General features: G+C 72.6%; 8 protein-coding genes. 2 read left to right on the top strand and 6 right to left on the bottom strand.

Annotation, left to right across the window (positions count from 1 at the left end; translation table 11 throughout):
* Positions 1–342 precede the first annotated feature (342 nt).
* The 5 genes from purH to sucC form a co-directional block, all read right to left on the bottom strand.
* Positions 343–1,968, bottom strand: a complete 1,626-nt coding sequence (gene purH / locus HDR73_RS01130) for a bifunctional phosphoribosylaminoimidazolecarboxamide formyltransferase/IMP cyclohydrolase (protein WP_012299855.1) — start codon at positions 1,966–1,968, stop codon at positions 343–345.
* Positions 1,965–2,558 carry a phosphoribosylglycinamide formyltransferase gene (gene purN, locus HDR73_RS01125; RefSeq protein WP_041465059.1) on the bottom strand — a complete coding sequence of 198 codons (594 nt, stop codon included), beginning with the start codon at positions 2,556–2,558 and terminating at the stop codon, positions 1,965–1,967. The genes purH and purN overlap by 4 nt, the downstream gene beginning before the upstream one ends.
* Before the next feature lie 9 nt (positions 2,559–2,567).
* Complete coding sequence (locus tag HDR73_RS01120; RefSeq protein WP_012299857.1) at positions 2,568–3,848, bottom strand: cell division protein PerM; 1,281 nt, start codon at positions 3,846–3,848, stop codon at positions 2,568–2,570.
* 161 nt (positions 3,849–4,009) lie between these two features.
* Positions 4,010–4,897: a succinate--CoA ligase subunit alpha gene (sucD, locus tag HDR73_RS01115; RefSeq protein ID WP_012299858.1), complete on the bottom strand. Its 888-nt coding sequence runs from the start codon at positions 4,895–4,897 to the stop codon at positions 4,010–4,012.
* A 26-nt stretch (positions 4,898–4,923) separates the two neighbouring features.
* Positions 4,924–6,087, bottom strand: a complete 1,164-nt coding sequence (gene sucC, locus HDR73_RS01110) for an ADP-forming succinate--CoA ligase subunit beta (RefSeq protein WP_041464694.1) — start codon at positions 6,085–6,087, stop codon at positions 4,924–4,926.
* A gap of 247 nt (positions 6,088–6,334) precedes the next feature.
* Here sucC and HDR73_RS01105 point away from each other — a divergent pair, with 247 nt between their 5' ends.
* Positions 6,335–7,156, top strand: coding sequence for an oxygenase MpaB family protein (locus HDR73_RS01105; protein WP_012299860.1), 822 nt, complete (start codon positions 6,335–6,337; stop codon positions 7,154–7,156).
* 190 nt (positions 7,157–7,346) lie between these two features.
* A complete protein-coding gene (locus HDR73_RS01100; protein ID WP_246865171.1) occupies positions 7,347–9,248 on the top strand; it encodes a hypothetical protein in 1,902 nt (633 codons plus the stop codon).
* Here the strand turns inward: HDR73_RS01100 and HDR73_RS01095 are convergent.
* Positions 9,220–11,667 carry an ATP-dependent helicase gene (locus tag HDR73_RS01095; RefSeq protein WP_012299861.1) on the bottom strand — a complete coding sequence of 816 codons (2,448 nt, stop codon included), beginning with the start codon at positions 11,665–11,667 and terminating at the stop codon, positions 9,220–9,222. The genes HDR73_RS01100 and HDR73_RS01095 overlap by 29 nt on opposite strands.
* Between the last annotated feature and the right edge of the window lie 341 nt (positions 11,668–12,008).

Below are 12,008 nucleotides of genomic sequence, written 5' to 3'. Positions count from 1 at the left end.
GTTCTCAAGGAACGGACGCTCCCGACACCGACCATCACAGCCAGCCATCGGAGCTCACACTCCACCGCTCCCCGTGGGAGTGATCCAGACCACACAGGCCCAGCACTCACGTCGGAAGCAGAATCAGACCCTAGCTCAGTTGATGGTAAACACGCAACCCATAAGCCGCGGCAACTTGTGTTTCACCAGGATCCAGAACACCAGAACAGCTCCGGAAGCTTCTCAGCTCCCCGCCCGTTCCGGCGACAAGAGGAGACATTACGCGGACCACCCCACCCCCGCAAAACCAACGACATCCCGGGCGTGTCGCCCGGGATGCCGTGGTGGTGCGCGCAGAGGCGCTCAGTGGAAGAAGTGGCGCTCGCCCGTGAAGTACATGGCGACGCCGGCGGCACGGGCCGCGGCGACGACCTCCTCGTCGCGCACCGATCCCCCTGGCTGGACCACGGCACGGACCCCGGCGTCGAGCAGCACCTGCAGTCCGTCGGCGAACGGGAAGAACGCGTCGGACGCCGCCACGGATCCGGATGCCCGGTCGCCCGCGCGCTGCACGGCCAGCTGGCAGGAGTCGACCCGGTTGACCTGGCCCATGCCGACGCCCACGGACGCCCCGTGGTGGGCGAGCAGAATCGCATTCGACTTCACGGCCCGGCAGGCCTTCCACGCGAACTCGAGGTCCGCGAGCGTCTGCTCGTCCACGGGATCGCCGGTGGCCAGGGTCCAGGACACCGAGATCCGGGTGCCGTCCGTGGGGAACGCGTCCCCGGACTGCACGAGGTAGCCCCCCGATATCTGCCGCGCCTCGAGCCCCTCGCGGTGGTAGCCCTCCGGGAGAGTGAGCAAGCGGAGGTTCTTCTTCGTCTTCAGCAGCGTGAGCGCGTCGTCGTCGAACCCGGGTGCGACGAGGACCTCGGTGAAGATCTCCTTCACCGTCTCCGCCATCCCGAGCGTGACCGTGCGGTTCGCCGCGATCACCCCGCCGAAGGCCGACACGGGATCGCAGTCGTGCGCGCTGCGATGCGCCGCGGCGATCGCGTCCACCGCACGAGGTGCCGCGACCGCGATGCCGCAGGGGTTCGCGTGCTTGATGATGGCGACGGCCGGCTCGGCGAAGTCGTAGGCGGCGCGGACGGCCGCGTCCGCGTCGACGAAGTTGTTGTAGGACATCTCCTTGCCGTGCAGCTGCACCGCCTGTGCGATGCCGGTGCCGTCCGGCCGGCGGTAGAGCGCCGCGTCCTGGTGGGAGTTCTCTCCGTACCTGAGCACCTGGGCGAGCTCGCCCGCGACGTGCCAGCTGGCGGGCCAGGCGGGGTCGGCCGGCTCGGAGGACCCTGCACCGACGACCGTCGACCGGAAGTAGTCCGCGACCGCGCGGTCGTAGTCGGCCGTGTGCGCGAAGGCCGCAGCCGCGAGCCGGCGCCGCTGCTCGAGGGTGGTGCCCCCGGAGCCCACGGCCTGGATCACCTCGTCGTAGCTCGACGGCGACACGACGATCGCGACGTTCGCGTGGTTCTTGGCGGATGCGCGCACCATCGCGGGACCACCGATGTCGATCTGCTCGATCACGTCCGAGGCCGGGGCGCCCGACGCGACCGTCTCGACGAACGGGTACAGGTTCACCACCACGAGCTGGAAGGGCGAGATGCCGAGCTCCGCCAGCTGGACCTCGTGGGACTCGAGCCGCAGGTCGGCGAGGAGGCCGGCGTGCACGGCCGGATGCAGCGTCTTGACGCGTCCGTCGAGCGACTCCGGGAACCCGGTCACGTCCTGCACCTGCGTGACGGGATAGCCCGCCTCCGCGATCGTGCTCGCCGTGGATCCGGTGGAGACGATCTCGACCCCCGCCCCCGCGAGCGCTGCGGCCAGCTCGAGGAGCCCCGTCTTGTCGCTGACGGAGACGAGGGCGCGAGCCACCTCGATGTCGTCTCGATCACGGAACAGGGACGGGTCGTGACGGGGTCCGCTCATGCCGGGGACAGCTCCTTGAGGTCGATGGTGCCGAGGGAGATCGCGCGCACCGTGTCGACGAGGAGCCTGCGCTCCACGACCTTGATGCGCTCGTGCAGGCTGTGCTCGGTGTCGCCGGGCTCGACGGGCACGCGCTCCTGCGCGAGCACCGGCCCGGTGTCGACCCCGGTGTCGACGACGATGATGGACGCCCCGGAGCTCGTGGCCCCGGCGGCGATGGCGTCCCGGACGGCGTGGGCCCCGGGGAACTCCGGCAGGTACGCCGGGTGCGTGTTGACGATGCGGGGCGCGAACGCCTGCACGGCACGCGGGGGGAGGAGGCGCATGAAGCCGCTCAGCACCACCAGGTCCGGATCCCACCCGGCGATGGCCGCGGAGAGCTCGTCCCCCCACGCCGCGCGGTCGGGGAAGCTCGCGAACGGGACCGTGAACGTGGGGATGCCGCGCTCCTCGGCGAAGACGAGCCCGTCGGCGTCGCGATCGGCTCCGACCGCGACGACCCGGGCGGGGTAGTCCGCGTGGTCGGCAGCCTCGAGGAGAGCGTGGAGGTTGGTCCCGCTGCCGGAAATGAGGACGACCACGTTGAGCACGCGCACAGCCTATCCGCGTCCCTCGGGGCTGCGCCGGACGAGGGGCGCCATCAGGCCCGAGACGAACATGCCCGCCACGGACGCGACGCCGATCTCGAGGAACGCGACGAGGAGGATCCAGCCGGCCGCCGGACCCACGTCGGCCAGGCGCCCCGGGCCGGCGGCGCCTCCGGAGAGGACCGCGAGCAGGGCGAGCACCACCGCGCCGACGACGCCCATGCCGAGACCCGCGACCAGGAACCACGGCCAACGGCGCGCCTCGGGCTCCGGGATCCGAGCGACCCGCGGGGACAGCGCGACCGCCGCGACGAACGACACGACGACCGGGACGAGGATGCCCAGGTACCCGAGGTCGAACGCACCCTGCGGCAGGATGCCCAGGACCGGGACGGACGGGATCGGGCCGACGGTCGTGCCGAGCGGCGAGATGGACGATCCGGTGCCGAGGGCGAAGCCGGGTCCGATGAGCCACGACGCCGCCCACATCACGAGGTTCGGCAGGAGCGCGATCTGCGCCAGCGTGAGGGCGACGCCGCCCACGATCCCGGTCTGCAGCGTCTCGTAGAGGGTGATCACGGTCGCGTACTGGAGGCCGAGCAGCACCGCGACGACCACGGCGGAGACCGCGACGACCGCGAAGGCCGTCGCCGCTCCCCCGCGGACGGCCGTGGCCACGACGGACGCCGCGCCGTCCGGGAGGCGGTCGAACGCATCCCGCGCGCCCCGGATGGCGCCGGCCGCCCGCCCGGACGACAAGGACCCCCACCATCGACGGGCCCGCGCTCGATCGGCGCGTGCGATCCCGCCGACGAGGAGGCCGAGCGCGAGGACGAGCGTCGGCAGGATCGCTCCGCGCACGAGCGCCGGGGAGACGCCGTCGTGCTGCGCCGCGAGCGCCAGCCCGAGGGACAGCACGGCCGTCGTGGCCACGGCGGAGCCCGCGCCGATGCCGGGGTGGTCGGTCTCGACGATGCGGCGGCCGGCGCGGATCCCGAGGAGGAGCGTGAGGAGCGCGAAGCCCAGGGGCGCGAGCGTGAGCGCGAACGGCGCATCGACGCCCGGGAGGCCGAGGGAGGAGGCGAGCGAGGGATCCAGCGACGCCGTGAGCGGCACGCCGTGCCCGAGGAGCCACAGGTCGACCGCGGTGCGCGCGAAGACGCCCCAGTCGATCTGCAGGTCGTACTGCCCGGCCCAGAGGACGGTGAGCGGCACGAGGGGCAGGGCGACGCCGACCCCCACCACCAGGAGCGCCTCGAGTGCCGCGAACAGGGCGGTTGCGTGTCGGTTCATGCCTCGACGACCCTACCGGCCGGGCCCTGCGCGACCCGTCCGGCGACGGGCGCGGCGGGGCATCCGCCGGCCGATCGGCATGGGGAGGGACCGCGGGCATGGCGACGGCCCGCATCCACCGGGATGCGGGCCGTCGACATGCCCTGTCGAGCGCCTGGTCGCTAGAGGGCGGCGAAGACCTCGCGGAGGAGGTTGGCCGTCTCGGTCGGCGTCTTGCCGACCTTGACGCCCGAGGCCTCGAGGGCCTCCTTCTTGCCCTGCGCCGTGCCGCTCCCCCCGGAGACGATCGCGCCGGCGTGGCCCATCGTCTTGCCCTCGGGAGCGGTGAAGCCCGCGACGTACGCGACGACCGGCTTGGTGACGTGCGCCTTGATGTACTCGGCCGCGCGCTCCTCGGCGTCGCCGCCGATCTCGCCGATCATCACGATGGCGCGCGTCTCCGGGTCGGCCTCGAACGCCTCGAGGGCGTCGATGTGCGTGGTGCCGATGATCGGGTCGCCGCCGATGCCGATGGCGGTCGAGATGCCGAGGTCGCGCAGCTCGAACATCATCTGGTACGTGAGCGTGCCCGACTTCGACACGAGGCCGATGGGGCCGGCCTCGGTGATGGTGGCGGGGATGATGCCGGCGTTCGACTTGCCGGGGCTGATGATGCCGGGGCAGTTCGGGCCGACGATGCGGGTCTTCCCGCCCGTGCTCTTGGCGTGCGACCAGAACTCGGCCGAGTCCTTGACGGGGATGCCCTCGGTGATGACGACCGCGAGCGGGATGGCGGCGTCGATCGCCTCCACCACGGCGCTCTTGGCGAAGGCCGGCGGGACGAAGATGACCGACACGTCGGCGCCCGTCTCCGTCATCGCCTCGGCGACGGAGCCGAAGATCGGGAGCTCGACGCCCTCGATCGTGACCGTGCTGCCGGCCTTGCGCGGGTTGACGCCGCCGACGACCTTGCTGCCGGACGCGAGCATGCGGCCCGCGTGCTTGGTGCCCTCGGACCCCGTGAGGCCCTGGACGATGATCTTGCTATTCTCGTCGAGAAGAATCGACATGTGCTGTTCCTGTTCTCTCTCGGGAGTTAAGCGGCGGCCAGCTCGGCGGCCTTGTCGGCCGCCTCGTCCATGGTGCCGACGACGGTGACGAGGGGGTGCGCGCGCTCCTCGAGGATGCGGCGGCCCTCCTCGACGTTGTTGCCGTCGAGGCGGACGACGAGCGGCTTGGTGGCGGCGTCGCCCAGCTTGTCGAGCGCGCCGACAATGCCGTTCGCGACCGCGTCGCACGACGTGATGCCGCCGAAGACGTTGACGAAGACGCTCGTGACCTGCTCGTCGCCGAGGATGACGTCGAGGCCCGCGGCCATGACCTCGGCCGACGCTCCGCCGCCGATGTCGAGGAAGTTCGCCGGGCGCACGCCGCCGTGCTGCTCGCCGGCGTAGCTGACGACGTCGAGCGTCGACATGACGAGGCCCGCGCCGTTGCCGATGATGCCGACCTGGCCGTCGAGCTTCACGTAGTTAAGGTCGGACTCCTTGGCCTTGGCCTCGAGGGGATCCGCCGCAGCCGCGTCCTCGAGGGCCGCGTGGCCCTCGTGGCGGAAGCCGGCGTTCTCGTCGAGCGTGACCTTGCCGTCGAGGGCGATGCTGTCGCCCGACTCCGTGAGGACGAGCGGGTTGACCTCGACGAGCGTCGCGTCCTCGTCCCGGTACACCCACCAGAGGCGCTCGAAGACCGGCGCGACCTTGGCGATGAGCTCCTCGGGGAACGAGGCGGCGCGGGCGATCTCCTCGGCCTTCGCGGCGTCGATGCCGGCGACCGGGTCGATCTCGATGCGGGCGAGCGCCTCGGGCCGGGTGACCGCGAGCTCCTCGATCTCCATGCCGCCCTCGTAGCTGGCGAGGCACAGGTAGGAGCGCTCGGCGCGGTCGAGGAGGATCGAGAAGTAGAACTCCTGCGCGATGCGGGCACCGGCCGCCACCATCACGCGGTGCACGGTGTGCCCCTTGATGTCGAGGCCGAGGATGCCCTCGGCCGCCTCGTACGCCGCGGCGGCGCTCTGGGCGACCTTGACGCCGCCGGCCTTGCCGCGGCCGCCGGTCTTCACCTGCGCCTTCACGACGACGGTGCCGCCCAGCTTCTCGGCCGCGGCGCGCACCTCCTCGGCGGTGTCGGCGACGATCCCCGGGAGGACCGGGACGCCGTAGGACTCGAAGAGGTCCCTGGCCTGGTATTCGAAAAGATCCACGCGTGTCATCCCATCCGCACCCGCGCTCGGCGGTCATGTGCGTCGTTCGAGGCTGCGGTGCCACGACCGTCTGGTGGCGGCACCCGGTGTGTTGCGGCTGGCCGACGCGCCAGCCGCCCACCTGCGTGGGCCGGCCCGCCGCGTCGACGACCGTGGAGAGCCTATCGGGTCACGGGTGCGCCGGCCCGGGTGCGCGCGGGCCGTGCGCCGACGCGCGATCCGGGGCCTGGGGAGGGAGACTGGGCGGATGAGGTCGAGGACGCATCCCGCACGTCGGCCGGGCGGTTCCATCCGCGATCTCGCGGGCGAGGGGATCCTGCTCGCCGCGGGGGGACGGGCGATCCTGCTGCAGATCGCCGACCCGTCCGTCGCGCGCGGGGTGGCCGAGCACAGCGACTTCGCGTCGCGACCGCTCGACCGGCTCGAGGGGACGCTCGGCTACGTCTACGCCGTCGTGTTCGGCTCGTCGGACGAGATCGCACGCGCCCGGCGCATCGTCGGCCGCGCCCACGCACCGGTCCGCGCAGCGTCTGCCGCGGCCGACGGATCCGCGCCGGCGTACTCCGCATACGACCCCGACCTGCAGCTCTGGGTGGCCGCGACGCTGTACGACTCGGCCGTCACGATGTTCGAGCTGTGCTTCGGCCGGCTTCCCGACGAGGCCGCCGACCGCGTCTACCGGGAGTACGCCGTCCTGGGCACAGCGCTGCAGGTGCCCGAGGGGCGGTGGCCCGCGGACCGGGCGGCGTTCCGCGAGTACTGGGAGGACCGCGTCGCGACCCTCGAGCCGACGGAGGACGCGCGGCGGGTCGCGCGGACGCTGCTGGGCGGACGGGTCGGGTCCCCGGCGCTCCGAGCGGTCATGCCCGTCGTCGCGCTCGTGACGGCGGGGCTGTTGCCGCCTCGGATGCGGTCGGGCTTCGGGATGCGGTGGGACGCCCGGCTCGAACGGCGCCACGCGCGCCTCCTCGCGCTCATCCTCGCCGTGTACCGGGTGCTGCCGCGCGTCGTCCGCGAAGCGCCCCGATCGGTGATCACCCGCAGGTACCGCCGACGCGACGCCGGGTAGCCGGGGTCCGGGCCGCTCCTGCACAGGTGCGCCGACGCGGATCCCGTCCCCGGCTCGTCGCGCCGCGCGCTTGGCCGGCGCCCTCGAGCCGCACTGTGCGGCCATGACATGGAACCCCTCTGCCCCCTGCTCCCCATCCCCTCGGCGGCGGCACGACCGCCCACCCCGGCGCCCCCGCAGCGCCCGGCTCGTGTCGGCGCTCGTGGGAGTCGGCCTCGCGCTCGGCCTCGCGGCGAGCGCCGTGCCTCCCGCGCAGGCCCTGAGCGCGGTAGCCCACGGCGTCGGCTACTCGTCCGGATCGGACGGCCGCTGGCTGGGCTCGTACCGCATGGACGACGGACGGCTCGGCTTCTGCATCGACGTCGGCCTCGCCGCGCCGCCCGGCCACGAGTACGCCCCGGTGGCCGATGCGGGCGCGTCGCCCGATGACCGGGCACGGCTCGCCTACATCTCGAGGCGATGGGCCGGCTCGGCGGATCCCGACACCGCCGCGGCGGGCCAGCTCGCGACCTGGAGCGTCACCGGCCTCGGCGCGCACGACCTCTCCTGGTACGCAGCCCGGGCTGGCGATCACGCCGGGGCCGTCGAGTCCCGCGCGCGCGACATGCTGACGGAGGCGGCGACCGGCGCCTCGCGCTCGGTGACCGCTGCCGCGCGCGTGGCGCTCGGGGACGACGGCCGCGGGACCGTGCGCGTGGACCTGCGCGCCGACCTCGTCGCGAGCGGGCCCACGGACGTGGCGGCCGGGTCGCAGACGGGCACCGTCACGCTCGACGGGGCGGTGTTCGACGACGGGAGCACGATCGCGCAGGTGGGGAACGGCATCGCGGTGCCGGTGCGGGCGACGGGATCCTCCGCGGCGCTGCACGTGACGGCGAGCGCCGTGTTCGCATCCCTCCCCTACGGAGACGGCCTCGACGCCGTGGGCGACGGCGGAGCATCGCAGCGGATGATCCTCGCCCGGCCGGCGGATGCCCGAGCCGAGGCGCGGGCGGAGGCGCAGGCACCCAGCCCGCTCCCCTTCGCCCCGCGCGTCGTCACGCGGACGTCGCGTGCCGTGGCGGCGATCGGCGACGAGCTGACGGACGCGCTCCGGGTGTCCGCCGATGGAGCGGCACCCGCCGCGGACGGGAGACCGGCGACCGCAGACGGCTGGGGGCTGACCCGTGGCGGCGACGGGAGCCTGGCACCCGTGCCGGTCACCGTGCGCAGCCGGCTCCTCGGGCCCTTCCCCGAGCAGGTCGGGCCCGAGCGCGACGAGGTCCCCGCCGGCGCGCCGCAGGTGTGCGAGGTCGTGACGCGCGTCGACCGCGGCCCGGGCGACTACACCTCGCCCGCCTGCCGCCTCGCAGCGGGTGGCTTCTACGCCTGGGTCGAGTCCATCTCGCCTGAGGACACCGCGGTCCAGGACGGACGGGCACGGGTGCTGCCCTGGCGGTCGACCTTCGGCGCGGCCACCGAGACGACGCAGGTCCCGCAGCCGCCGCGGATCACGACGAGCATCGGGTCCTCGGAGATCGCGACGGGCGGGTGCCAGACCGACACCCTGCACACGACGTCGTTCGTCGGGGTCGGCGCGGTCCCCGTGCACGTCCGCCTCGCGGGTCCGTTCACGACCGCGCCCACCGACGGCTCGCCGGTGGGCGTCCCCGAGGACGGCGGATCGGGTGGGCTCGTGTCCGACGTCGCCCTCGCCGATGACGGCGACGCGACCACGCCGTGCATGCGCGTCCTCTCACCCGGGTGGTACGTCGCCGTCCTCGACAGCCCCGGGCGCCCCGCCGGAGACGCGGACGGGGCTGCCATCGCGCCGTTCGCCGATCACACGGCGCACGCGAGCGAGACCTTCCACGCGAGCCCGCCGCCCGCCGTCGACGTGCCCGCGTCGCACGGGCACGCGCAGTTGGCGATGACGGGTGGCGCACCCGGCATCGAGGTACCGGGCTCGGGCGGGACGCAGCGGGTGGGCGCACAGCCGCTCGCGTGCGCCGCGACGGCCATCGGCGCGCTGGGCGCCGCCGGCATCGGCGCGCGTCGCGCCGGCCGCCGACGCCGGGTCCCGGCTAGAGCTTCTCGATGGGCGCGATCTTGATGAGCAGCCGCTTGCGACCCGCCGGCCCGTCGAACTGCACCTCGGCGATGCGCTTGCGTCCCTCGCCCGCGACGCCCGTGACGCGGCCGTCGCCGAAGTCGGTGTGCCGGATGCGGTCGCCGAACGCGAGCTCGAGGTCGCCGTTGTCGCGCACCTGCCCGGTGACCGTGTTGGCCCACTGGGTCTTGGGGCGCGGCGGCGGCAGGGCCGGATCCTCGAAGCCGCTCGACGAGCGCGAGCGGCCGCCGTATCCGCCGCCCTCCCGCCGTGCGTTGAGGGCGCGCGGTTGCGTGCCACCCCGAGAGGTGGCCATGCCGGGCGACTGCTTCCAATCGATGAGCTCGGCCGGGATCTCCTGCAGGTACCGGCTGGGCATGGCGACGTTCACCTCGCCGAACTGCGCGCGCGTCATGGCGAGCGAGATGAAGAGACGCCGCCGTGCGCGCGTGATGCCGACGTAGAACAGGCGACGCTCCTCGGCCGGGCCGCCGGGCTCGTTGGCCGACATCCGGTGCGGCAGCAGGTCCTCCTCGACGCCGGTGAGGAACACCGAGTCGTACTCGAGGCCCTTCGCCGTGTGGAGGGTCATGAGGGACACGGTGCCGTTCGAGTCGTCGAGCTCGTCCGCTGCGGCGACGAGCGAGACCTCCGTCAGGAAGTCCACCAGCTGGCCCTCGGGGTTGTTGCGCGAGAACTCCTTCGTCACGGCGACGAGCTCCTCGACGTTCTCGGCGCGTGCCTCGTCCTGCGCGTCCTTGCTCGCCCGCAGCGCCTGCACGAGGCCGCTGCGCTTGAGGAGCGTCGTCACCAGGTCGCTGACGGAGGTCCGTCCCTCCGGCCGCTCGGGATCCAGCAGCAGCGCCACCTCGTCGAGCATCCGGGAGAGCGTGAGGATGGCCTGCGTCACCTTGGGCCCGAGCCCCAATTCGGACGCGCGGCGCATCGCCTCGCGGAAGGTCACGCCATGCGACTCCGCAAAGTTGGCGAGGGCCGTCTCCGTGGCCGGGCCGATGCCGCGCTTCGGGGTGTTGAGGATGCGCCGGAGAGCCAGCACGTCGGCGGGGTTCGCCACGGCGACCAGGTACGCCATCGCGTCCTTGATCTCCGCCCGCTCGTAGAACTTCGTGCCGCCCATGATCCGATAGGGCACGGCCGAGCGGATGAGGATCTCCTCGAGCGCGCGCGTCTGCGCGTTGGTCCGGTAGAAGACGGCGATCTCGGAGTACGCGGTGCCCTCCTCGTGCAGCTTCTGGATCTCGTCGGCGACGAACTGCGCCTCGTCATGCCCCGAGTACCCGGTGAAGCCGACGATCTTGTCGCCGTCGCCGATGGAGGTCCACAGCTTCTTGTCCTTGCGGTCGAAGTTGTTGGAGATGACGGCGTTGGCGGCGGTGAGGATGTTCTGGGTCGACCGGTAGTTCTGCTCGAGGAGCACGACCTTCGACTGCGGGAAGTCGCGCTCGAACTCGGTGATGTTGCGGATGTCGGCGCCGCGGAAGGCGTAGATCGACTGGTCGCTGTCGCCCACCACGGTGAGCGACGCCCCGTCGATCCCGCCCATGCCGTTCGTGGACATGCGCGTGTCGACGGGCACGTCCTCCGGGGCCACCGCGCGCGTGAGCTCGCGGATGAGGGAGTACTGGGCGTGGTTCGTGTCCTGGTACTCGTCCACCAGCACGTGCCGGAAGCGCCGCTGGTAGAGCGCGGCGACCTTGGGGAAGGCGCGGAAGAGGTAGACGGTCTGACCGATGAGGTCGTCGAAGTCGAATGCGTTCGCCGCCGCGAGCGAACGCGTGTACTGCCGGAATATCTCGACGAACATGGCCTCGGCCGGATCGTTGAAGTTCGCCGTGCGCGCGAACGTGTCCGCGTCCGACAGCTCGTTCTTGAGCTTGGAGATGCGGCCGGACACCGAGGAGACGGTGAAGCCGAGCGTGTCCGCGTCGAGCTGCTTGATGATCCGCTTGATGAGCACGCGGCTGTCGGCGGAGTCGTAGATGGTGAAGTTCTGCGTGAAGCCGAAGGCCTCCGCCTCGCGTCGGAGGATGCGCACGCACGCGGAGTGGAAGGTCGAGATCCACATGCCCTCGGAAGCCTGCCCGAGCAGCGACTCGACACGCTCGCGCATCTCCGCCGCGGCCTTGTTCGTGAAGGTGATGGCGAGGATCTGGCTCGGCCACGCCTCGCGCGACTCGATGAGGCTCGCGATGCGGTGGGTGAGCACGCGCGTCTTGCCGGATCCGGCGCCGGCGACGACGAGCAGAGCCGGACCCCGGTAGACGACGGCCTCGCGCTGCTCCGGGTTGAGGCCCTCCAGCAGCGGATCCGCCGGGGCTCCAGGGCCCCCGTCGGCACCCGACCGGCCGTCGAGGATGATCGGCGTGCTGGAGGGGGAAAGGGCTGCGGGGTCGGCACTCATGTCGGCATCGATCCTAGGCGCTGCCCCCGACGCCGAGCCGGGCGGGAGGCCGGGCACGGGGCCGCACGGGACGGGCCCGGAGCAGGAAAGGTCGGAGCAGGGAGGGCCGGAGCGGGCTGCGGCCATCGAGCCGCGCCACCGGCCCCGACGCCCGGCCGGGCCGCGCGTCCTTCCCGACTCTCGAGCGCGGACGGATCGAGGCCCGCCCGAGACCGCCGGCGCCCGCTAGCTGTACTCGGCCATGACGTTGGTGACACTTCGGGGCGTGTGAAGAGGCCTCCTGGCTTGATGGAGCTGTTCAGTTCAACCATCGCCAGGAGGCCTCGATGTCCCACGGTAAT

Origin of the sequence: Clavibacter sp. (assembly GCF_014802555.1) — a bacterium.
Taxonomy (GTDB): domain Bacteria; phylum Actinomycetota; class Actinomycetes; order Actinomycetales; family Microbacteriaceae; genus Clavibacter; species Clavibacter sepedonicus.
The sequence above is the reverse complement of the archived record's forward strand: the minus strand, read 5'-3'. Positions and strand labels throughout refer to the sequence as shown.